The 21,200-nt window shown below is 62.7% G+C and carries 20 protein-coding genes and 1 pseudogene; 10 read left to right on the top strand and 11 right to left on the bottom strand.

Going from position 1 to position 21,200, the window contains the following annotated elements; all coding sequences use genetic code 11:
* Positions 1 to 86: 86 nt before the first annotated feature.
* Together PV760_RS11620 and ppsA are read right to left on the bottom strand one after the other, a co-directional pair.
* Positions 87 to 929 (bottom strand): pyruvate, water dikinase regulatory protein, encoded by an 843-nt coding sequence (locus tag PV760_RS11620; RefSeq protein ID WP_035734266.1) that lies wholly within the window; start codon positions 927 to 929, stop codon positions 87 to 89.
* A complete protein-coding gene (gene ppsA, locus PV760_RS11615; protein WP_055976193.1) occupies positions 930 to 3,338 on the bottom strand; it encodes a phosphoenolpyruvate synthase in 2,409 nt (802 codons plus the stop codon). It abuts the gene before it with no gap.
* A 236-nt stretch (positions 3,339 to 3,574) separates the two neighbouring features.
* Here ppsA and PV760_RS11610 point away from each other — a divergent pair, with 236 nt between their 5' ends.
* From PV760_RS11610 to PV760_RS11575, 8 genes and pseudogenes are all read left to right on the top strand, one after another.
* Positions 3,575 to 4,354, top strand: a complete 780-nt coding sequence (locus PV760_RS11610; protein ID WP_354627795.1) for a type 1 glutamine amidotransferase domain-containing protein — start codon at positions 3,575 to 3,577, stop codon at positions 4,352 to 4,354.
* Positions 4,355 to 4,653: 299 nt separating this feature from the next.
* Positions 4,654 to 5,340, top strand: coding sequence for a GAF and ANTAR domain-containing protein (locus PV760_RS11605; RefSeq protein ID WP_079581267.1), 687 nt, complete (start codon positions 4,654 to 4,656; stop codon positions 5,338 to 5,340).
* 9 nt (positions 5,341 to 5,349) lie between these two features.
* Positions 5,350 to 6,063, top strand: a complete 714-nt coding sequence (locus PV760_RS11600) for a GAF and ANTAR domain-containing protein (RefSeq protein WP_079581268.1) — start codon at positions 5,350 to 5,352, stop codon at positions 6,061 to 6,063.
* A gap of 249 nt (positions 6,064 to 6,312) precedes the next feature.
* Positions 6,313 to 7,350, top strand: a complete 1,038-nt coding sequence (locus PV760_RS11595) for a fatty acid desaturase family protein (protein WP_354627794.1) — start codon at positions 6,313 to 6,315, stop codon at positions 7,348 to 7,350.
* A 54-nt stretch (positions 7,351 to 7,404) separates the two neighbouring features.
* Positions 7,405 to 7,662, top strand: a pseudogene (locus PV760_RS11590) (amino acid permease); the annotation flags it as partial.
* Between the two features lie 45 nt (positions 7,663 to 7,707).
* On the top strand, positions 7,708 to 8,400 hold the full coding sequence (locus PV760_RS11585) for a histidine phosphatase family protein (protein WP_354627793.1): 693 nt from the start codon (positions 7,708 to 7,710) through the stop codon (positions 8,398 to 8,400).
* 24 nt (positions 8,401 to 8,424) lie between these two features.
* Positions 8,425 to 8,970 (top strand): DUF3090 domain-containing protein, encoded by a 546-nt coding sequence (locus PV760_RS11580; protein WP_039241079.1) that lies wholly within the window; start codon positions 8,425 to 8,427, stop codon positions 8,968 to 8,970.
* Positions 8,970 to 9,737 carry an SCO1664 family protein gene (locus tag PV760_RS11575; RefSeq protein WP_039241076.1) on the top strand — a complete coding sequence of 256 codons (768 nt, stop codon included), beginning with the start codon at positions 8,970 to 8,972 and terminating at the stop codon, positions 9,735 to 9,737. Before PV760_RS11580 ends, PV760_RS11575 begins: the two co-directional genes overlap by 1 nt.
* Before the next feature lie 42 nt (positions 9,738 to 9,779).
* Here PV760_RS11575 and PV760_RS11570 read toward each other — a convergent pair whose 3' ends face one another.
* The 4 genes from PV760_RS11570 to PV760_RS11555 are packed head-to-tail and all read right to left on the bottom strand — an operon-like array spanning position 9,780 to position 14,946.
* Positions 9,780 to 10,814, bottom strand: a complete 1,035-nt coding sequence (locus PV760_RS11570; RefSeq protein ID WP_354627792.1) for an AAA family ATPase — start codon at positions 10,812 to 10,814, stop codon at positions 9,780 to 9,782.
* A gap of 32 nt (positions 10,815 to 10,846) precedes the next feature.
* Positions 10,847 to 11,317, bottom strand: coding sequence for a DUF1003 domain-containing protein (locus tag PV760_RS11565; protein WP_055976217.1), 471 nt, complete (start codon positions 11,315 to 11,317; stop codon positions 10,847 to 10,849).
* A gap of 22 nt (positions 11,318 to 11,339) precedes the next feature.
* On the bottom strand, positions 11,340 to 13,757 hold the full coding sequence (locus PV760_RS11560; protein WP_354627791.1) for a phosphoketolase family protein: 2,418 nt from the start codon (positions 13,755 to 13,757) through the stop codon (positions 11,340 to 11,342).
* Between the two features lie 7 nt (positions 13,758 to 13,764).
* Complete coding sequence (locus PV760_RS11555) at positions 13,765 to 14,946, bottom strand: acetate/propionate family kinase (protein ID WP_354627790.1); 1,182 nt, start codon at positions 14,944 to 14,946, stop codon at positions 13,765 to 13,767.
* 159 nt (positions 14,947 to 15,105) lie between these two features.
* Here PV760_RS11555 and PV760_RS11550 point away from each other — a divergent pair, with 159 nt between their 5' ends.
* On the top strand, positions 15,106 to 15,930 hold the full coding sequence (locus tag PV760_RS11550; RefSeq protein WP_110504203.1) for a universal stress protein: 825 nt from the start codon (positions 15,106 to 15,108) through the stop codon (positions 15,928 to 15,930).
* Here the strand turns inward: PV760_RS11550 and PV760_RS11545 are convergent.
* Positions 15,927 to 16,409 (bottom strand): pyridoxamine 5'-phosphate oxidase family protein, encoded by a 483-nt coding sequence (locus PV760_RS11545; protein ID WP_354627789.1) that lies wholly within the window; start codon positions 16,407 to 16,409, stop codon positions 15,927 to 15,929. The two genes, PV760_RS11550 and PV760_RS11545, sit on opposite strands and share 4 nt — an antisense overlap.
* A gap of 234 nt (positions 16,410 to 16,643) precedes the next feature.
* Here PV760_RS11545 and PV760_RS11540 point away from each other — a divergent pair, with 234 nt between their 5' ends.
* On the top strand, positions 16,644 to 17,066 hold the full coding sequence (locus PV760_RS11540) for a pyridoxamine 5'-phosphate oxidase family protein (protein ID WP_018779696.1): 423 nt from the start codon (positions 16,644 to 16,646) through the stop codon (positions 17,064 to 17,066).
* On the opposite strand, the gene PV760_RS11535 is transcribed toward PV760_RS11540, so the two are convergent.
* From PV760_RS11535 to PV760_RS11520, 4 genes are all read right to left on the bottom strand, one after another.
* Complete coding sequence (locus PV760_RS11535) at positions 17,011 to 18,870, bottom strand: heavy metal translocating P-type ATPase (RefSeq protein WP_502921437.1); 1,860 nt, start codon at positions 18,868 to 18,870, stop codon at positions 17,011 to 17,013. The two genes, PV760_RS11540 and PV760_RS11535, sit on opposite strands and share 56 nt — an antisense overlap.
* 72 nt (positions 18,871 to 18,942) lie before the next feature.
* On the bottom strand, positions 18,943 to 20,010 hold the full coding sequence (locus PV760_RS11530; RefSeq protein WP_018779698.1) for a zinc-dependent alcohol dehydrogenase family protein: 1,068 nt from the start codon (positions 20,008 to 20,010) through the stop codon (positions 18,943 to 18,945).
* A gap of 72 nt (positions 20,011 to 20,082) precedes the next feature.
* The gene (locus PV760_RS11525) at positions 20,083 to 20,547 is read right to left on the bottom strand and encodes a pyridoxamine 5'-phosphate oxidase family protein (RefSeq protein ID WP_018779699.1); all 465 of its coding nucleotides are present in this window, start codon (positions 20,545 to 20,547) and stop codon (positions 20,083 to 20,085) included.
* Positions 20,548 to 20,616: 69 nt separating this feature from the next.
* Positions 20,617 to 21,087, bottom strand: coding sequence for a pyridoxamine 5'-phosphate oxidase family protein (locus PV760_RS11520; RefSeq protein ID WP_018779700.1), 471 nt, complete (start codon positions 21,085 to 21,087; stop codon positions 20,617 to 20,619).
* Between the last annotated feature and the right edge of the window lie 113 nt (positions 21,088 to 21,200).

The raw sequence follows: 21,200 nt of genomic DNA, 5'->3' as shown, positions 1-21,200 counted from the left end.
CGAGGGCGGCGCACAACAACATATCCCATCCGGGCAGCCCGGCCGTGCCGCCCCTTCCTGATACCACCGGACAGAACGCAACGCTGTCAGTGGTGCAGTTGCATGCGTTGGAGGACGGTGGCAGAAATTTCCTCCACGGACATGGAAGCGGAGTTCACATAGGGAATGTTGTTGGCCCGGTACATGTCTTCGGCGTTGCGCAACTCAAAGGTGCATTGGTTCAGCGATGCGTAGCTGCTGCCCGGCCGGCGTTCCTGACGGATCTGGCTCAGCCGGACGGGTTGCGACGTCAGTCCAAAGCACTTGCTCGCGAAAGGCAGCAGGGGCGCAGGTAGTGACATGTTGTCGAAATCTTCCTCGACCAAGGGGAAGTTCGCGGCAAGGATGCCGTGCTGCAGGGCCAGGTACATGGTGGTCGGAGTCTTACCGCAACGGGAAGGAGCGATAAGAATCAGCTCGGCGCGTTCGAGCGCCCGAAGTGACTGGCCGTCGTCGTGTTCGATGGCATATTCGACGGCGGCCATGCGGGACTGATAGCGGACGGCATCCCCCACGCCGTGGGCCTGGCCCGGTTTTCCGTTGGCCGTTGCGCCGAGGGTCTGTTCAAGTTTCCCGATATGCGCACCGAACAGGTCGAAAAACTGCCCGCGGCTTTTGGAGAGAACCGCACGGATGTCCTGCCCGACGGCCGTGGAAAAGATGATCGGGTCAGGACCTGTGGCCGCAACCCGGTCGATCAGCGCAACGACCTCGCGCGCCTGCTCGATGGTAGTGATGAAGGGGATGGTGCGCCGCTCGAGCCGTTGGCCAGGAAACTGGGTGAGCAGCGTATTGCCGAGCGTCTCGGCCGTAATCCCGGTGCTGTCGGAGAGAAAGAACACCGTGGGGGAAGGCACGGAGCCTGCCCCCACGGTTTGATGCTCGGTCATTTAGACGGTGGGGCTGGTGACGTTGGTTGAGCGGGCCAGGCGCAGCCAGGTCTCAGTCACCGCGTCCGGGTTCAACGAGATGGAGCTGATGCCTTGCCCCAGGAGCCACTCGGCAAAGTCCGGGTGGTCGCTGGGTCCCTGACCACAGATCCCGACGTACCGTCCCTTGGCCCGGCAGGCGGCAATGGCCATTTCCAGCAGTTTGGTCACAGCCGGATTGCGCTCATCGAAGCCTTCGGCCACAAGAGCGGAGTCACGGTCGAGGCCCAAGGTGAGCTGGGTCAGGTCGTTGGAACCGATCGAGAAGCCGTCAAAGTACTCCAGGAACTCATCGGCCAGGAGCGCGTTCGCGGGCAGTTCGCACATCATCACGATCTCCAGCCCGTTTTCTCCCCGCCTCAGCCCGTTGGCAGCGAGCAGCTCGGTCACGCCGCGTGCCTCGTCGAGGGTCCGCACGAACGGAACCATGAGCTTGATATTCGTCAGGCCCATCTCGTTGCGCACAAACTTCAGTGCTTCGCATTCGAGTTCGAAGGCCTGCCGGAAGGCCGCAGAGAGATACCGGGAGGCGCCCCGGTAGCCGATCATCGGGTTTTCTTCTTCGGGTTCGAAGGCCGGACCGCCCACCAGGTTGGCGTATTCGTTCGATTTGAAGTCCGAGAGCCGGATGATCACCGGCTCCGGTGCGAAGGCTGCGGCGATGGTCGAGATGCCCTCGGCCAGGCGCTTGACGTAGTAATCGCGGGGGCCGTCGTAGGCGGCGATCTTTTCCTGGATGAGACGGACGGTGTAATCGTCCAGTGTTGCCGGGCGCTCGATCTCTCCGGCCACTGCCAGCAAGGCGTTGGGGTGGACACCGATCTGCCGGTTGATGATGAACTCCAGCCGGGCCAGGCCGACGCCGTGGTTGGGGAGCTTGGCAAAACTGAATGCCTGCTCCGGGGTTCCGACGTTCATCATGATCTTCACCGGAGCCTCCGGCATGGTCTCCAGGCTGGTCTCCTGGAGCGTGTAATCCAGCAGGCCTTCATATACGAGCCCCGCTTCGCCCTCGGCACAGGACACCGTCACCGGGGCGCCGTCCTTGAGGATCTGCGAGGCGTATCCTGTGCCGACGACCGCAGGGATGCCCAGTTCGCGGGCGATGATCGCAGCGTGGCAAGTCCGCCCGCCACGGTCCGTGACGATCGCAGCAGCCTTCTTCATGATCGGTTCCCAGTCGGGGTCCGTCATGTTCGCGACAAGAACGTCGCCCTCCTGGAACGAGGCCATCTGGTCAATCGAAGAAAGTACCCGGACCTGGCCGGCGCCTATGCGCTGACCGATCGCGCGCCCCTCGACCAAGACTGTGGACCGCTCGGTGAGCGTGTAGCGGGACGTGACGCCCGCTGCCTTGCGTGACTCAACCGTTTCCGGGCGGGCCTGCAGGATGTAAAGCTCCCCATCCACACCGTCCTTGCCCCACTCGATGTCCATGGGACGGCCATAGTGCCGCTCGATCGCCACGGCATGGCGGGCAAGCTGCTCGACCTCCGCGTCGGTCAGGCTGAACCGGCTCCGGGAATCCTGCGGCACGGGGATGAAGTCGACGGTCCGGCCGACCTCTTCGGATTCCGTGTACACCATCTGCACGGCCTTCCCGCCCAGACCGCGCTTGAGAACTGCCGGCCGGCCTGCCGCCAAGGCAGGCTTGTAGACATAGAACTCGTCAGGGTTCACTGCCCCCTGGACCACAGCTTCCCCCAGTCCGTAAGACGACGTGATGAACACGGCGTCGGTGAAGCCGGTTTCGGTGTCCATGGTGAACATGACGCCGGAGGCGCCGACGTCGGAACGAACCATCCGCTGGATACCGGCAGAGAGCGCTACTTCCGAATGCGTGAATCCATGGTGGACCCGGTAGGCAATCGCCCTGTCGTTGTACAGCGACGCGAAGACGTCCTTGATCGCGTGCAGGATGTTTCCGATTCCACGGATGTTCAGGAATGTCTCCTGTTGCCCGGCAAAGGAAGCATCGGGGAGGTCCTCGGCCGTGGCGCTGGAACGCACCGCCCACGACACGTCCGCACCATGCTCCCCGGTCAGGCGCTCATAGGCGGTCCGGATGTCTTCTTCCAAACCCGCGGGGAACGGGGTCTCCCGGATCAGGGTACGGATTTCCTGGCCAACCTTGGCCAAAGCGGCGACGTCGCCGCTGTCCAGGCCCTCAAGAATCTGTTCAATCCTCGCATCCAGCTTCGACTCCGCCAGGAAACGCCGGTAAGCGTCCGCCGTCGTCGCGAAACCGCCCGGAACCTTCACCCCTGCAGAGGCGAGATTTCGAACCATTTCCCCAAGCGATGCATTTTTGCCGCCAACCTGGTCAAGGTCGGACAAGCCAAGCTCAGAAAACCAAAGAACGTTAGTCATAAATTGTGTCCTCCATTGGGCACGCTCTGACAAGCGCTAAAAAAACTAGGTCTTGCAAGGATCAGGGTCGCTGGGGCTGGATGCAAACAAATGTGACACGTTCAACAGAAATGGACGGTAACGGGAGACGCCCACCCATGACGTCAAGGGAAACCGGCTTGCGGCCCCTTCTGTCGGTTCCAGGGAGCCCATTTGGACCAGGGCGTAGTGTTGGCGGTGGACGAAAGGAGCACTTCATGAAGAAAATCCTTATGGTACTGACCAGCGTTTCCGAGCTCGGTGATACGGGCGAAAAGACCGGCTACAACGTGGCCGAAGCCGCACATCCGTGGAAGGTCTTCAAGGATTCGGGCCACTTCGTCGATTTTGCTTCCATCAAGGGCGGCCAGCCTCCCAGCGACGTAGTAGACACCGATGATCCCATCCAGGTTGCTTTCACGCAGGACGAGACGACGCGCGCCGGGCTCTACAACACTGCCCGCGTCGACGTCATAGACCCGGAGCAATATGATGCCGTCTACCTCGTGGGAGGTCACGGCACCATGTGGGATTTCCCCGACAGTGAAGGACTGCAGCGGCTGGTAGCGAGCGTTTACGACGCCGGGGGCTTGGTGGGCGCTGTCTGTCATGGTCCCGCCGGGCTGCTGAATGTGGAATTGAAGGATGGTTTCCGGCTCGTCCAGGGTCGGGACGTGGCCGCATTCACCAACGACGAAGAAGTCGCCGCCGGGAAGGACAAGGTCATCCCGTTCTTTCTTGCCGACCGTTTGGAAGAACAGGAAGCGCACCATGTCTCCGCAGGTGTCTTTGAAGAGAAAGTCGTCGTGGATGATCGGCTGGTAACCGGACAGAATCCTGCCTCGGCAGCTGGTGTGGCGAAGGAAATGGAGAAACTCTTCGCCGAGGTTATCCACCATGAAAAAGCTGAGGAGCAGCACGAGGCGGAAGCGCTGCGCGCTGAGAAGGACGCGGAAAAGGACGCCAAAAAGAAAGCGGCGGCCGACGCCGGACACTAGGTAGCAGCATTCGACCGAACGGCCCTCCCAAGTGGGGGCCGTTCCGTCTGCCGAAGTTGCTGTCGCTCACTGCAGGACGCACTCGGCGGCCGGGCAGTTGGCCGTAAATCTGAAGGCGGCGTAGCCTCCAGCGACCGTGAACTGACCGCGGTGACAGCCGCCGTCGGGTATCTCTTCACCCGTCGGGTTTAAGGTTGGGGTAACAGTCAGAGCGCGATTGTCTTGAAAATGACTGTCTTGAAAAAACAGGAATGGTTGTCCTTGGTGCAGCCGAGCCATCACATGAGAGGTGACACAGCGTGCCTGAAGTGACCTCAGCGCCAGGGCACGGTCCCCACGGCGACCTGTGTTCTGCATTCCTCGAGGAACTGCCCATCGCCGGAGCGGCAGTGTCGATATTCGGAGGTTCTGCGGCCGAAACCCTGATGTGCGCATCCGACGCTACAGCTGCGCGGCTTGATGAGCTTCAGTACGATCTTGGAGACGGGCCACGGTGGGATGTTTTCCGTACCCATCTGCCGGTCATGATCAACGATCTGAGCCACGCTGGAGTCCGCTCGTGGCCCGCCTTTGCAGAAGCAGCAAGCAGTACTGATGCAAAGGCGCTCTTCGTGTTCCCCTTGCTGGCCGGTGACCTGGTTATCGGCGTCGTGGAACTTTACTGCACCTCACCGCGCGAACTCAGCACTGAGCAGGGCGCCCGTGCCGCCCGGATTGCCAACCGGACGGCATGGACATTGCTGCGGGGATTACTGCCGGACGGTGATACCGGGACTGCCACCGTTCCGCTGGCACGGCGGGAAATCCACCAGGCTACCGGGATGGTGCTGGTCCAGACAGGAAGCACCGCCGACGAAGCGTTGCTGCTGCTGCGAGGCCACGCCTTCGCCAGCGGACGTTCTTTGCAGGACACCGCAATGGACGTCGTGAACAGGCGGCTTGATTTCACGCCGGCAGCGGGCGCCACCGATACCGGCCCACAGTAAAATGCTGACATGGTAATAAAAAGCAGAGCCGAGCGTCTTAGCGACACATTCGTGAAGCTTACCGACACGCTCGTTGCCGACTACGACGTCCTGGATCTGCTTCACACCCTCGTGGAAGACGCCGTCGATTTGCTCGATGCTGCCCAGGCAGGGCTGTTGCTCTCTGACGCTGACGGGAACCTGCAGCTGCTGGCTTCAACCAGCGAGCAAAGCCAGCTGGTGGAGTTGCTCCAACTTGAAGCCGGCGCAGGTCCCTGCGTGGAGTGCTACCGGACTGGAGCTGTCGTCACCGTCGACGACATCAGGGACCTTGGCGAACGCTGGCCAGCCTTCCATCAAATCGCCCTGGACATGGGTTTCCGGTCAGTGCATGCAGTACCAATGCGCGTCCATACAAGGGTTATCGGTGCCATGGGTCTGTTTGGCGCCGAAACGGGTGCCTTGAGTCCCGAAGACGCGGCCATAGCCCAGGCCATGGCCGACGTAGCAACCATCAGCCTTCTGCAGGAACGGACTATTCGGGAAGCGGGCATCCTTAACGATCAACTGCAACGGGCTCTGACCACCCGGGTGCTCATCGAGCAGGCCAAGGGTGTCATTGCGCAGACCAAGAACCTGGACATGGACAGTGCCTTCAACGTGCTGCGCGCACATGCACGCTCCACCCGGCAAAATCTCCACGACGTTGCTGAAAGTATCGTCAAACGCACCCTGATGATCTAGCACTCCCGTTGGGACACTTCGCAATGGATCGCGCGCCGTAGTCCATTTCCTATGGACTCACGGAACCTTCCGTGCCTACGCTTGAGTTGTTGCCCCAGACCTCGGCATTGCTTGCCAGCGCACCGCTTTTCCAGCGCATCGCTTTTCCAGCGCATCCGAGGAGGCAACACCTTGTCGCTCATTAACCAGCCGCCGCCGGTCGTTCCCCCACGTTCGCCTTCCCCCGCGCATGCATCGTCGGGAGTCCGGGTGAACAAAGTCACCAGCAGCTATGCGGGGCTCTTGACATTAATCAAGGAAGCCGGATTGCTTGAGCGGTCGCGGCGTTACTACCTGGTGCTGCTGACGCTGCTTGGCGTTTCGGGCGCCGGCGTCTGGGTGGCGTTCTTCCTCCTGCGTGACTCCTGGCTCCAGCTCGCCATCGCCGGCGCGCTCGGCGTCGTTTTCACGCAGTTCGCGTTGCTCGGCCATGAAGCAGCGCATCTTCAGGTGTTCTCGTCCCGCGCGGCAAACGAATGGACCGCCCGTCTGCTCGCCACCCTGATGGTGGGCATGAGCTACGCCTACTGGACAGACAAACACTCACGGCACCATGCACGGCCGAACGTGGTCAACAAGGACCCGGACATCGCTCCAGGCGCCATCATCTTCCACAACGAATTGCCGGGCAACTGTGGTCGGTTCTCCAGGGCCTACGGCAAACGACAGGGCTATCTCCTGTTCCCCCTGCTTTTGTTCCTTGGCTGGACTCTGCACATCGATTCGCTGAAGTATTTGCTGCGTCGAGGGCCGGTCAAGTTCCGGTGGCTTGAGCTGGGCCTGCTGGGTCTGCGTTTCGGCACCTATCTCGGAATATTGTTCCTCGTCCTGTCCCCGGGTGTTGCCGCTGCGTTCATCGCGGTTCAAGTCGCGGTCTTTGGTTTGTACATGGGCGGGACCTTCGCGCCAAACCACAAAGGGATGCCGATCCTTCCTGAAAACAGCCGTGCCGACTTCCTGACTCGGCAGGTGCTCACTTCCCGCAACATCACGGGTGGGAAGTTTGTGACGTTCTTCATGGGTGGCCTCAACTACCAAATCGAACACCACCTCTTTCCGGATATGCCCCGCAGGCACCTTCGCGAGGCGAGCAACATCGTCAAAGCGCACTGCCTTCTCCTGGATATTCCCTATACCGAGACCGGGCTGATGCACTCATATTCAATCGTCATCCAGTACTTGAATAAGGTTGGCCTCGCCGCTGCCGACCCCTTCACCTGTCCCCTCGCCGGCCAACACAGGCCATAACGGTGCGACACTCTTGACCCTGCCAAAGCCAAGAGTTCACGACTCAAGCAATCCATTACCGGACCCCTCCTCTTCCTCTTCATCCTCGGCGATGTGTTGGGTGCAGGGATCTACGCACTGGTGGGCAAGGTCGCGGGCGAGGTGGGAGGGGCCATCTGGATTCCCCTTGCCCTGGCGCTTTTCCTCGCAATGCTGACGGCGGGGTCCTACGCAGAGTTGGTCACAAAATACCCCAAGGCCGGCGGAGCAGCCGTCTTTGCTGAACGGGCCTTCAAAGCACCGGTGATTTCGTTCCTCGTTGGTTTTTCCATGCGGCCTGATCCACACCATCCACGGGCAGATGGTTAGGCTGGGTGGATGGCGACACTTATCCTCGTGCGGCACGGCCGCACCACTGCCAATGCCTCCGGTCTGTTGGCCGGTCGCGCCGACGGAGTCAGCCTGGACCAGGTCGGGCGTGACCAGGCGGCCCTGACCGGAGACCGGCTCGCCGCGGTTCCCTTGGCGGGGGTGGTATCGAGCCCCCTTGAGCGTTGCCGGCAGACCGCCCAACTCATCCTCGACCGACAGTCCAGCGCGCCGTACGCGCCGGTCGAGTACGACCTTACTGAGTGTGACTACGGCCAGTGGCAGGGCCGGAGGCTTAGTGATCTCGCGACTGAGGACCTATGGTCTTTGGTGCAGTCCCAACCATCCGCCGTCGTCTTTCCCGGCGGTGAGTCCATGGCCGCCATGCAGGCCCGGTCGGTGGCGGCGATCCGACGCCACGATGCGGCCTTCGAGGCCGAGTTCGGGCCGGCGGCCGTATGGGCTGCCGTCAGTCATGGCGATGTGATCAAGTCAATCCTCGCCGACGCCCTCGGCATGCACCTGGATCTGTTCCAGCGCATTAACGTCAATCCCGCCTCCGTATCAATCGTCCACTACGGTGCTGACCGGCCAAGCGTCTACGCAACCAACACGGAAGCCGGGGATCTGTCCTGGCTCTCGAATGGCATCCGTTCCGGCGACGCGCCGGTGGGGGGCGGGGCCGGTCAGAAGACGCCATGAACCGCATGTGCCTAAGATACTGACATGCCTACACGTGTTCACGAGTTTGCCTGGCCCGATCGGGTTGTCATCGGCACCATTGGCCTTCCGGGAGCCCGCACGTTCTACTTGCAGGTACGCGCAGGGGCAGAAATCGTCAGTATTGCCCTCGAGAAGCAACAATCGGCCCAACTCGCGGAGAAAATAGACGAAATTCTCGACCAGCTCAGCACCATTGAAGGCAACCCCTTCAGCATTCCCACAAGTACTCCCATGGAACTGGTCGACAACGACCCGCTTGAGGCCCCGCACGAGCAGTTCCGCGCCGGTGCCATGACTCTGGATTGGGACCCGACCACGGCACAGATAGTCGTCGAGGCCTACCCCATCATCGACGTCGATACCGACGACGAACCGCTTGAAGACAGCGCCGGCGACACCGAAATGATGCTGGTGCGAATGCCGGTGGGTACAGCACGCGCGTTTGCCAAGCGCACCCGTGAGATCGTGGATGCCGGGCGTCCGATGTGCCCGCTCTGCGGGTACCCCATGGATGCAGATGGGCACACCTGCACCGTTCCCGAGGTCTGATGCCGACGCCGGATCTCGCGACCGCCGAACTGAAACTCACGGGCCGCATCACCACGGCCTCAAACGCCACTTTCCTGGGGAGCATCGGCGACACCCAAGTGGTCTACAAGCCCATAGCCGGTGAAAGTCCACTGTGGGATTTTCCCCACGGCACCCTCGCTCACCGGGAGGTGGCCGCCTACCTGGTTTCGCAGGTGCTGGGCTGGAACATCGTCCCGAAGACTTGGCTGCGCGATGGTCCCCTGGGGGAAGGAATGGTACAGCTCTGGCAGGAGCAGGACCCGACCCAAAGCCCCGTGGACCTGGTGTCAATGGACGAAGTACCGGAGTCGGGCTGGAAACAAGTTCTCGAAGGCCAGGATGAGAACGGACAGATGGTTGCCCTCATCCACGAAGATTCCCCGGCCCTGCGGCGCATGGCCGTGTTCGACCTCGTGGTCAACAACGCTGACCGAAAGGGCAACCACATACTGCCCATGCCGGACAGACACCGGCACGGCGTTGACCATGGGCTCACCTTCCATAGCGACCACAAGCTGCGGACCGTGCTGTGGGGCTGGCTGGGAGATGCACTGACCGTAGAGGAACTCGACGGCATTGATCGTGTCAGCGATGAACTGCCGGGTACCTTGGGCCAAGAGCTGGCAGAGTTGCTCAGCGACGAGGAATTGGAAGCGCTGGTTGCGCGCTGCACCCGGTTGCGCTTGGCAGGGCGTTTTCCTCCGCCAAGCGGTGACATGCCTGCGGTGCCCTGGCCCCTGTTCTAGAAGAGTTGTCCAAAGGAATCAGGCGTGCTGCTGCCGGGCCGGTCAGGCCAGCCAGCGCCACCAGCGCGGCCGTTCCACCTCATCGGCTTGTTCCGGCTCCGGCTCTTCGCCCAAAGCCAGTGCCGCCTCGACGATGTCATCAGCGGTGAGCGTCATGACGGCCTCCCGGTCAAGAGCATCCAGGCTTTGTCCTTCGTCCAAGGACAGCCGCAATGCCTGCCGGTTCAGTGCCTGCTCGAACAGCGTGCGGGCGAACCGTGCGTTACCGGAGTCCTCGCTCGCATGAAGCCCGGCGAGGATGCGACGCAGCATCTGGTCCGCACCCGGCTCCAACATGTACTGGTGCTGGGCAAGCATTTGGTGAAAAATCGTTTGGCGTTCGTCCACCGAGTAGTCAGGGAATGTGATCTCCCGGGCGAACCGGGAGCGCAAGCCAGGGTTGGAGAGCAAAAAGGCTTCCATTAACCGGGGGTAACCGGCGACGATCACGACCAGCCGATGCCGATGGTCCTCCATCCGCTTGAGCAGGACTTCAATGGCCTCCGGGCCGAAGTCCGTCCGCCCGTCCTCCGGGGCCAGCGCATAAGCCTCGTCGATGAAGAGGACACCGTCCAGCGCACGCCGGATCACCCGGTCCGTCTTGATGGCGGTCGCTCCGACGTATTGCCCCACCAGGCCCGAACGGTCGACCTCAACCAGGTGTCCCTTCTGCAGCAGACCGACCGCGCGGTACATCTCCGCCAAAAGCCGCGCCACGGTGGTCTTGCCCGTGCCCGGGTTTCCGAGGAACACCAGGTGCTGGGAGGTGGCCACTTCCGGCAGGCCGTGCGCCTTTCGGCGGGCCTGGACACGGAGCATGGCAACCAGGGCACGAACCTGTTCCTTCACGGTCTCCAGTCCGACCAGCGTATCGAGTTCGGCCTGCACTTCGGACAGCGGCCGGGCCGGCCCCGGCTTGACTCCGATGAGGTCGCCGACCAAGTCGTCGACGCGCTCCGAACCGGGCAGCTTGAGCTGATTGGCCAGATGGCCAATGGTCTCACGCAGGTCATCGAGCGGATTGCGGCTGGCAGCCATACACCCACTGTAGACCCCGTACCGCTTGCTGGTTATGGTGACGGGTCGCCACGAGTTGGCGTAGGCTTTTCGCCGTCGTTGTCCTCCTCTGAAACACCTGACTGCGGAAGGGCGGCCAACAGCCTCCCAAGCAGCTCCAATTGTTCGCTGTTGATCGCCATCAGCCGGTCGATCTCCGCTTTGGCCTGCACGTCTGTGTCGAAGTCGTGCTGTGCCATTGCTGCGGCTATGGCATCCTGCCGTTTCGCTGCGATCAGCAAAATGGCACCTTGAAGGCCGGCAAGCATCGACAAGAACAGGTTCAACAGGATGAACGGGTAAGGGTCCCAGGCGTTCCCGGCCAGAAGGTAGGAATTGATGGCGGCCCAAACCACCATCGCCAAGACGAAACACCCGACGAAAGTCCAGCTGCCCATGCCGTTGCGGAGGTAGTCCGCTGCTCGCTCACCCTTGCTCAGGCCCGCGAGGTGCTGACCGTGCCAGGTCTTATCGTGTTCACTCATGAGCACAGTGGACGAGGTTGAGCTACTGCTGCGTCCATACCCAGTCCCGGATTTCCGGAAGGTCTTCAAAGTGCTCCCGGATGTAGTTGGCGTGGGCTTCCAGTTGGCTCTGGCAATGCTCCAGGAGGTGCCCGGCTCCTGCGAATTCTCCCTTGGCCCGGTGCAGTGCTTCCATCACCAGGTGATACCGGCTGACTTTGTTCAGGACCACCATGTCGAAAGGCGTGGTGGTGGTTCCTTGCTCGTTGTATCCACGGACGTGGAAGCGCTCGGGCTCCGGGCGGCCGTGCAGAAGTTGGTGCAGGGCCCGCGCATAACCGTGCCAGGCCATCACGACGTCCACGTCGGCAGTGAAGAGTTCCTGGAACTTAGCACTCGAAAGCCCGTGCGGATGGGTACCCGGAGGCGGCAGGACCATGGCATCCATGACATTGACGACACGGACGGACATGTCCGGGACATGTTTTTTGAGGAGCCAGGCAGCCGCCAAAGTCTCTTGCGTGGGTACATCACCGGCGCAGGCCAGGACGATGTCAGGTTCCCTGCCGCTTGGGGTCCCCGGGATCTCATTTCCGGCCCAGTCCCATGCCGATGCGCCCACAGCTGCGTGCTGCCTCGCCTCTTCGAGCGACAAGTACTGCGGATGTTCCTGTTTGTCGATCACTACCAGATTCACGTAGTCCTTGCTCTTGAGGACGTGTTCCGCCGTGACCAGCAGGGTGTTCGCATCCGGCGGGAAGTAGACCCTGACGACCGTGCTTGACAGTGAAATCACGGCATCGATGAGCCCTGGTCCCTGATGGCTGAATCCGTTGTGGTCGTTGCGCCAGCAGGTGGAAGTCAACAGGATGTTCAAGCTGGGTACGGGTTCCCGCCATTCCAGGTCCCGGGAATGCTGGAGCCATTTGGCGTGCTGGATGGTCATGGAAGCACTCACCATCGCAAATGCCTCGTAACTGGCAAACAGGCCATGCCTGCCTGTCAGCAAGTACCCTTCCAGCCAGCCCTGGCACAGATGTTCGGACAGGACTTCCATCACCCGCCCGTTGACGGACACGTGGTCCGCTGCAAGCGCGGCAGCACTGCTCGCGGCCGGCTCCATGAGGCACCTGTCGGTGGCTTCGAAGACCGCGCCGAGCCTGTTGCTGTTGGTCTCGTCGGGGCAGAAGAGCCGGAACCTTGGATCGTCGGCGGTGTCGAGGTAAATGTCCCGCAGCATCTCCCCCAACGGTTTGGTGCTTTCATGCATCACTGCGCCGCGGGGAACCGGCTCGATGGCGTATTGCTTGAGCTCGGGCGTGGTGAGGTCGCGGCCCCCTTTCCCACGGCTGGCGGGCAGCGACCCCATGCGCAGATCGCCTTCGGGGGCCAGCCCGGACAGTTCGGCGATCAGCCGCCCATCGGCGTCGAAAAGTTCTTCCGGCCGGTAGGAGCGCATCCATTCCTCAAGTTGCCTTAGGTGCCCGGGGTTGTCCCTGACCCCGGCCAGCGGGACCTGGTGGGAGCGGTGGGTTCCCTCCACGGCTTTCCCGTCCACGGTCGCCGGCCCGGTCCATCCTTTGGGCGTCCGCAGGATGATGGCCGGCCACCGTGCGGGGCCGGTGACTCCCTCCTTACGCGCATGGGATTGGATGGCGCGAATGGAGGCGTAGGCGGCGTCCAACGATGAGGCGAGGGCGGGGTGAACCAAGGCCGGGTCATCTCCGGACACAATGACGGGATCCCAGCCGTGCGCTTCCAAGAGGGAGGCTACGGCAAGGTTTGAGCGTCTGCCCAGCACAGTGGGTCCGGAGATCTTGTGCCCGTTGAGGTGGAGGATGGGAAGTACCGCCCCGTCCCTGAGCGGGTTGATGAACGATGGCGCTTTCCAGGATCTCTCCAGCGGCCCGGTTTCAGCTTCCCCGTCGCCGACGACGCAGGCAACAATCAGGTTCGGGTTGTCCATTGCCGCACCGGTGGCATGCATCAGCGAGTAGCCCAGCTCGCCGCCTTCATGAATGGATCCGGGCGTCGCCGGACCGACGTGGCTGGCGATGCCTCCCGGCGTCGAGAACTGCCGGACCAGGGACCGGAGCCCTTCCAGGTCTCTGCCGACGGCGGGGTAAACCTCCGAGTAACTGCCTTCCAAGTAGGTATTGGCGACGACGGCGGGGCCACCGTGGCCGGGTCCGGTCACCATCAGGACCTGGGCACCCGTGCGGCGGATGACGCGATTGAGGTGAGCATAGATCAGGGATAGGCCCGGACTGGTGCCCCAATGGCCCAGGAGCCGGGGCTTGATGTGCCGTGGTTCCAGTGGTTCCTGCAGCAAGGGATTTTCCTGGAGGTAGATTTGGGCCACCGTCAGGTAGTTCGCCGCGGACCAGTACCGGTGCAGGAGGTCAAAGTTCTCTTCTTCAGGCTTAGGATCGGTATCGGTGGTGTTCAAGTCCCGGCTCATGTCGCGATCAACCTTCCTCAGTTGGCATGGCGAGCAAAGCCGCCGTCGATTCTGCAATGGCACGTTCTTCGTCGCTGGGCACTACGAGCACCGGAAATGTGGAGTCCATGGTGCTGATCACGCGGATGCCGTCCCGGGCGGCCGTATTCGGGGCCTTGTTGTTCAGGGCCGCGTTATTCAGGGCCGCGTCGATGCCAAGGCCAAGTGGTCCCAACCAGGCGACCACCTTCTCCCGGAACAGCGCAGAGTTCTCGCCCACTCCCCCGGTAAACACCAGGGCGCCGGGTCCGCCAACCACCATGGAATACGCGGCTACGTACTTGGCGAGGCGGTAGGCAGCCATGTCGATGGCCAGACGGGCCCGGGGCTCGCCGTTGCGGGCAGCCATCCCAACAGTCCTCATGTCCGCGGATCCAGCAACTGCAAGCAGCCCCGATTGGTGGTTCAGGATGTGGTCGACTTCATCCGCGGTTGCTCCGTCCTGCTGCAACAGCAGGACCACGGATGGATCCAGGTCTCCGGAGCGCGTGCCCATGACGAGCCCCTCCAAAGGTGTCATTCCCATGGAGGTATCCACACTGAGTCCATGCCTGACGGCGGTGACGGACGCTCCGTTGCCGACGTGGGCCACCACAGCGCTCAGGGTGGAAACAGGCCCGTCGAGAAACGCGGCTGTGTCCTGGCAGGCCATCTCGACGGAGATTCCGTGAAAGCCGTATCGCCGCACGGGATAATCCCGGTATAGATCCTCCGGAATGGCATAACGGGCGGCAAAGTCCGGAATGGAGCGATGGAAGGCCGTGTCAAAGACCGCAACCTGTGGCAGATCGGGCCATCGTTGGCCGGCCGCCTCGATACAGGCAACGCTGGCCCTATTGTGGAGCGGCGCCAAGGGACTGAGCCCATCAATGGCCGCTGTTACTTCCGCGGTGACACGAACCGGAGTGCTGAACTGTGCGCCGCCGTGGACAACGCGGTGTCCGATTGCTTCCGGCGCGGATCCAACGCTTTTGATGGTGGCCTCCAGTTCGTCAAAAGCGGCCTCCAGGCGATCCGGGCTGGAGCGCTCCCCCGGTGGCCAGTCAACCTGTCCTGACAGCAGGATGCCCGCAGCCCGGCCGGCATCGACGGTCTCCCGAAGGTGGTACTTCAGCGATGAGGAACCTGGGTTCAGTACAAGGACGCGCATGTTCTCCTCTCGTCACCGGTACTGCAACGGATCGTGCCCTCCCTGTGGACCCTAACGCACTGTGCCGCACAGTGGGAGGGCCTTCCGGCCCTTGCGACGGCGGCCTGTGCCACCGATAGTGGAGACCATCACCGTTGGCAACCGAAGGGAACTCCGTTCGTGAAGAATCAGATCCTGGTTGCGCTGGACGGTTCCCGGGCCGGTGGACATGTTGCGGACTGGGCTGCTGCCCGGGCGGATTCGATGGGTTCCGGCCTGGTCTTGGTGCATGTTGTTCCCGGAGAATGGCTCTATCCCGAGGAACGCGACCGGCAGCTGGCGCAGCGACGTGGCGATGACCTTCTTGAAAGTGAAGCGGCCCGCTTGACGACGGCCTTCCCGCGCTTGAGCGTCGTCCACCGCCGGTTATCAGGTGAACCTGCCGAAACGATCGCCGCGTTGTCGGCCGACTACGAGTTGGTGGTGGTGGGAACGGACCGTGGACCAGGCACAGAAGGGCAAGGGTACGGTTCGGTCAGTTTCCAGGTGGCTGTCACAGGCAAGGGCAACGTCGCCGTTGTTCCTGCCGACCACCCGCAGGGTCGGTCCGGCGTGGTGGTAGGTGTTGACGGTTCGGCTGAATCTCTCTCCGCCGTGGAGTTCGGCGCTGCGGAAGCTGCAAGGCTGGGTCAGGAGTTGATCCTTGTCCACGCCACGGGCCCCGATGCGGCGTCTTCCGTGGACGCGGATGTCCTCCGCGCCTCCGCCCAGCACGCCGGCCGGCAGTTCCCGGACATCATTGTCAAGGAAAGTTCCGACGCCGGAAAAGGCCCCGGGGATGCGCTCGTGGACGCGGCCCGGCATGCGCAAGTGCTGGTCATGGGGCGCAAAGGCCGCGGAGGATTGCGCGTACTCCTCGGCTCCGTCGCCCAGCATGTGCTGCTGCACGTTCAGTGCCCCACCATCCTGACGCGCCCCGGAGAAAAGGGACCTGACGGCAGTTAGCGGGTTTCGTCGTCGTGCCCGTCGGCAGCGGAGGGATCAAGCGGCGGCCACCATTTGGACGGTGGGCTGATGACGAACCGGCGTCCGCTGATCTCTGTTGGCGTGACCCTGACCAGAATGTCCTTGGCGCCAGGCTGCCACGGGGAAAGACCGGCATCGATGGCCTCCTGGATGTCCTCTGGCTGGGTGACAAATTCGGGGCTTCCTTTGAGGATGACGCTCCAGGCGACGGTTCCATAGCGGTTGAATCCATCGGCTTCCAAGGAAATGGCGGATCCCTCCCGGAGGGCGTCGAGTTTCGTTCCCGGCCCGGTCCTGAAAAGGACGGTTCCAAACTTCGGGACAAAGTTCACCGGGAAAATCTCCGGCAACCCGTCATTGATGAGGGCGATCCTGGCGATGGACACCGACTGCAGATACTTCCAGCAGTCGTGGACGCTGAGTGCCTTGGTGTCCTCTGCCGTTGATGTGTTCTCCATAGCGCCGAGCCTAGCGCCTTCGAACCGGCACGTGTAGGGCAGAAAGTCCCCTCTGCCGACGGTCGTCCGGGCTTCTCCCAAGGACTGCCCGGGCGCCAGAGCCGAAGGTCATGGCGCAAGGCCGCGGGACCTTCGGCCCTGTCGTGGCCGATGGTGCCCGCCATAGGATCACGTTCATCAGCTCTCAGCTGCCCACCCGGCGCTGTGGCCCCTACATCACGCAGGAGAAACACCGTGGAAAACGACGAACGACCAGGCACCGTCCTCTCCGAAGCAGACTCGTGGAAGGTGCTCGAACGGAACCAGCATGGTCGCCTGGCCGTCAGTGTCCTGGGAGAGCCGGACATCTATCCGTTGAACTTTGTCGCCCACGAAGGTCGATTGCTCCTCAGGACGAATCCGGGAACAAAGCTGGCCGAACTGACCGTCAACGAGAAAGTTGCCTTCGAGGTCGAGGAGATCGTCGGGTCCGAGGCCTGGAGTGTTGTCCTCAAAGGCAAGGCAAGGGTGATCGAATCCCAGACAGAAATCGACGAGGCGGACAAACTTCCGCTCAAACCGTGGATCCCCACCCGCAAATACACCTACGTGGAGATCACCCCTACGAGGGTCCACGGCCGCTACTTTGAACTTGGGGACGAGCCTGAGCGGTACTGACTCCTTGGCCCTGCCGCTCGCGGGACATCTTTGAGGCACGCGGACCCAGTGCCCTGAGCGCGTTCAGGATCGTCGCCAGATCCACGAACTCCTGGAGCAACGCCCCTGCTACCGCCGGGATGACCCCCGCCATTGCCACCACCATCAGGCCAAGACTGAGCACGATGCCCGTCCAGATGCTGGTGCGTGCGATCCGCATGGTGTGTTGGCCGATATCCACGGCCAGCGCGGCCCGTGACAAGTCATCGAGCATGATGACCACATCCGCGGACTCGCTTGCCGCAGTGGCACCTTTGGCACCCATGGCAATGCCGACGTCGGCTGCCGCCAAAACGGGGGCGTCGTTGACGCCGTCGCCGACCATCATGACCGGCCGCAGCGTCAGCGCCTTGACGGCCGCGACCTTGTCCGGCGGCAGGCACTCGGCCACCACGTCGTCAATGCCGGCACTTTGGCCGATGTGGCGGGCCGTGGACGAGGCGTCCCCGGTCAGGAGCATGGTGTGCCGCACACCCAACCGGCCAAGTTCCGCCAGGGTCTCAACGGCATTGGACCGTAAGGGATCGCTCATGATGAGCGTTCCGGCGAACTTTCCCCCGACCCCCGCGTAAACGGCGAGCTGTCCGCCTTCCAGCGTTGCGCTCTCAAAGCCGGTGGTGTTCTCTTCCACGAACGCGGGCTTTCCCACAACGACCGGCACCGACCCGACCTCGGCGCGCACGCCATTGGTGGCGTGTTCGCTGGCACCTGTCGCCGGCAGCAGCGACAAACCGCGTCCGCGGGCCGCCGCAATGACGGAGGCGGCGAAAATGTGCGATGAATACTGCTCGGCAGATGCCACCAGCTGCAGGAGATCATCTTCTGACAGCCCTGTCCCCGGAGCGAGACGAATCCCGGCCAGGACGGGTTTTCCCTGCGTGAGTGTCCCTGTCTTGTCGAAGACCGCCGACCTCACCCGGCTAAGCTGCTCCAGCGTGCCTGCGTTCTTGATGATGATCCCCGCCTTGGCGGCCCGGCTGGTCCCGGCCAGGAAGGCCACTGGCGCGGCGATCAGCAGGGGGCACGGTGTGGCCACCACCAGTACCTGGACAAAACGGACCGGATCCTGGCTGAGCCACCAGGCCACGCCCGCCATGACGAAGGCAACCAGGGTGAAAGGCACAGCGTACCTGTCAGCCAGGCGGACAGTCGGGGCGCGGCTTGCTGCGGCCTCCCTCACCAGGCCGATGATCTGGTTGTAATGGGAATCGATCGCGGATGCCGTGGCCACCATACGGATTGCGTCAGCCCCGTTGACGGAGCCGCTGAGCAGCAAGTCACCGGTCAGCCGCTCTGCCGGCAGGCTTTCGCCGGTCAGTGCGGACTCGTCGAAAGTCCCGACGTCGGACAGCAGCCTTCCGTCGACCGGGACGGTTTCAGCCGGCTTGACAAGAAGGACGTCTCCGGGCGCGACCAGGTCAACGCCGATATCCTCCACCCGGCCATCCGCCTCGCGGTGGGCGTGGCGTGGTGTGCGTTCGAGGAGGGCACGGAGCTCCTTGGTGGCACTGCCCTGGGCGAAGTCCTCCAGGGCTTCACCCCCGGTCAACATGAGGACAATGACCAAGGAGGCGATGTACTCCCCCACTGCGGCTGTCGCGCCGATGGCGGTGACAGCGAGCAGGTCGATGCCCCACCTGCCGTGGAAAAGGCCCTTGACCATTGTCCCGGCGCGGTAAAGCGCCACGGAGAGGGCGTAGATGGTCGCTGTGCCCTGTGCTGCGGCGCCGTTTCCGTTGAGCAGCAGTGCCCCCACGGCGAGCATGGCCAGCACGGTACCGGCGACCAGCGGGAACCGTGCGAGCAGTGTCACTGGGCGTGCCCCCGCGGCGGGCGGTCACCCACGGTGATTCCTGCTGAGGACCACTTTCAACGCTTCGGTCTCGGTGGCCCGGGAGAAGGTGTCGTAGGCGTCCATGAATCCGTCGAGGGGGAAATGGTGGGTAGCGAACTTGTCGGCCGGCAGTTTGTGCTGGGCCACCAGCCGGAGCAGCATCGGGGTGGTGTTCGTGTTGACCAGTCCCATGCTGATGTTGATGTTGCGGATCCACAGGTCCTGGAGAGGCAACTCAACCGGTTTTCCGTGGACGCCGATGTTCGCTACGCTGCCGCCGGGGCGCACCAGGCGCAGGGCCATCTCAAAGGTCTCCGGAAGCCCTACCGCTTCCATGGCGACGTCCACGCCGGCTCCGTCGGTGAGAGCCAGGACGTCGCTGGCCCATTGCGGGTTCCCTGGGTTGACGGTGTGGGTTGCCCCGAAATCGGCTGCCCGGGCCAGGCGGCTGTCATTCGGATCAATGGCGATGATCGTTGATGCTCCGCAAAGCCCCGCCGTCGCCATTGCCGCAAGGCCGATGGGCCCGGCGCCCACCACGGCGATGATGTCCCCAGGGGCCACCCGGCCGTCGAGTACGCCGATTTCAAAGGCAGTGGGAAGAATGTCTGACAGCATGACCGCCTCGTCGTCGCTGACGCCGGCCGGCAGCTTGTGCAGGGAGTTGTCCGCGTAGGGTACGCGGACGTATTCAGCCTGGGTTCCGTCGATGAGGTGACCGAAGATCCAGCCCGTGCCCACCTGCCCTTCGCTGCCCAGGCAATGCGAGAAGAGTCCCTTCCGGCAGTTGATGCAGTGCCCGCAGGACTTGATGCAGGAGATGATGACACGGTCACCCGGGCTGATGCCGCTGACGGAACTACCGGTTTCGGTGACCGTACCAACAGCTTCGTGTCCAAGGATGCGGCCGGGTTGAACGGCGGGGACGTCGCCCTTGAGGATATGCAGATCCGTACCGCAGATCGTGGTTGTATCAACGCGAACAATGGCATCGCCGGGCCCGGTGATGACCGGATCCGGAACATCCTTCCAGGCTTTGACGCCTGGGCCGCCGTAGACGAGGGCTTTCATGACATGAGGTCCGTCCTGTGTGAGGCCCCGCTACAGCCCTTAACCCGGGTGCGGGGCGGTTTGGAGAAGGGGTCAGCGGAATACCTGGGCGCGTGCGTCGTTCAAGGGGGTTCCCCAGAGGTCCGGCCGTTTGGTCTTGAACCTCCGGCCGGTGAGTGCTTCAGGCGCCAGGCGCAGGTAGTTGTCCTTGGTGCCCGGCTGCCAGGGATCAAGTCCGAGTGCGTCGACGACGGCCTTCTCCCGGCGGTCCAGGATTACGTGTGCCCGTCCACGGGCCACCACGCTCCATGCCTTTTCGCTGACGGGCTCGTAGCCGTCGATCTCCAAGGCACACGAGGTCGTCATGGTGCTCCAGAACTTGGTGCCCGCACCTGTGCGGAAGACAATGCTGTCGCCGTCCAGGACGTAGTTCACGGGAAAGACATCAGGATGCCCGTCAACGAGTACGGCCAGCCGGCCCACGTTGGTTTGGTCCAAAAGGTCCCAGCAGTCGTCCGGGGCAAGCCGCTCAACGGCGGCAGCAGGCTTTGTGTTCATGCCCTTGACGCTAACGGCGGCAGGCCGCCGTCGTTAGGGCCGTTGGTCCCGGCTTCCCCCACATGCCGGCTACTCCAATGACGCCCGGGTAGCGTCGTCCAAGGGACTCCACCAGGTCAGTGGCGGCGTGACCTTGAAGCGTCGTCCGGTCATGGCCGTCGGAACGATACGGACAAAATGGTCCTTCCGGCCGGCCTGCCAAGGGAAGAGCAACAAACCGACGGTGTCCAGCACTTCCTGCGTCAGTTTGATGCTTTCCGCTGTTCCCTTGACGACGACGCTCCACGCGACACCAGTGTCGGAATCCACGCCATCTGCTTCGATGGCCACAGGTGTTGCGCCGAGGGCCGCGTGCAGCTTGGTGCCTTCTCCTGTTCGGAAAACCAAGGTTCCGTGATCCACCTTGAAGTTGACGGGGAAAATGTCGGGATGATCGACTGCCCATACTGCCAGGCGCCCAACTGAGACACTGCGGAGAAGCTGCCAGCATTGGTTGGCGTCGAGCTTCTCCGCCTCGGGAATTGCAGGTTTGTTCATCATGCGACGACACTAGGACGGCCGACGGTTCCGTGACAGGGCACAAAGACCCCCTGCCTGATTGACTGATGGGGCGTCCGCTGATGGAAGGCCTAACGAGTCCCGGAGTAGGCTGG

This window comes from Paenarthrobacter sp. CC6 (assembly GCF_040560085.1).
Classification (GTDB): Bacteria; Actinomycetota; Actinomycetes; order Actinomycetales; family Micrococcaceae; genus Arthrobacter; species Arthrobacter nicotinovorans.
The sequence above is the reverse complement of the archived record's forward strand: the minus strand, read 5'-3'. Positions and strand labels throughout refer to the sequence as shown.

What these genes read in the sequence shown, in the direction of transcription:
- PV760_RS11620 (WP_035734266.1), bottom strand. Translation starts at nt 929, where the DNA reads ATGACCGAGCATCAAACCGTGGGGGCAGGCTCCGTGCCTTCCCCCACG.
- ppsA (WP_055976193.1), bottom strand. Translation starts at nt 3,338, where the DNA reads ATGACTAACGTTCTTTGGTTTTCTGAGCTTGGCTTGTCCGACCTTGAC.
- PV760_RS11610 (WP_354627795.1), top strand. Translation starts at nt 3,575, where the DNA reads ATGAAGAAAATCCTTATGGTACTGACCAGCGTTTCCGAGCTCGGTGAT.
- PV760_RS11600 (WP_079581268.1), top strand. Translation starts at nt 5,350, where the DNA reads ATGGTAATAAAAAGCAGAGCCGAGCGTCTTAGCGACACATTCGTGAAG.
- PV760_RS11585 (WP_354627793.1), top strand. Translation starts at nt 7,708, where the DNA reads ATGGCGACACTTATCCTCGTGCGGCACGGCCGCACCACTGCCAATGCC.
- PV760_RS11580 (WP_039241079.1), top strand. Translation starts at nt 8,425, where the DNA reads ATGCCTACACGTGTTCACGAGTTTGCCTGGCCCGATCGGGTTGTCATC.
- PV760_RS11575 (WP_039241076.1), top strand. Translation starts at nt 8,970, where the DNA reads ATGCCGACGCCGGATCTCGCGACCGCCGAACTGAAACTCACGGGCCGC.
- PV760_RS11570 (WP_354627792.1), bottom strand. Translation starts at nt 10,814, where the DNA reads ATGGCTGCCAGCCGCAATCCGCTCGATGACCTGCGTGAGACCATTGGC.
- PV760_RS11565 (WP_055976217.1), bottom strand. Translation starts at nt 11,317, where the DNA reads ATGAGTGAACACGATAAGACCTGGCACGGTCAGCACCTCGCGGGCCTG.
- PV760_RS11560 (WP_354627791.1), bottom strand. Translation starts at nt 13,757, where the DNA reads ATGAGCCGGGACTTGAACACCACCGATACCGATCCTAAGCCTGAAGAA.
- PV760_RS11555 (WP_354627790.1), bottom strand. Translation starts at nt 14,946, where the DNA reads ATGCGCGTCCTTGTACTGAACCCAGGTTCCTCATCGCTGAAGTACCAC.
- PV760_RS11545 (WP_354627789.1), bottom strand. Translation starts at nt 16,409, where the DNA reads ATGGAGAACACATCAACGGCAGAGGACACCAAGGCACTCAGCGTCCAC.
- PV760_RS11535 (WP_502921437.1), bottom strand. Translation starts at nt 18,870, where the DNA reads ATGCTCGCCGTGGGGGCACTGCTGCTCAACGGAAACGGCGCCGCAGCA.
- PV760_RS11530 (WP_018779698.1), bottom strand. Translation starts at nt 20,010, where the DNA reads ATGAAAGCCCTCGTCTACGGCGGCCCAGGCGTCAAAGCCTGGAAGGAT.
- PV760_RS11525 (WP_018779699.1), bottom strand. Translation starts at nt 20,547, where the DNA reads ATGAACACAAAGCCTGCTGCCGCCGTTGAGCGGCTTGCCCCGGACGAC.
- PV760_RS11520 (WP_018779700.1), bottom strand. Translation starts at nt 21,087, where the DNA reads ATGATGAACAAACCTGCAATTCCCGAGGCGGAGAAGCTCGACGCCAAC.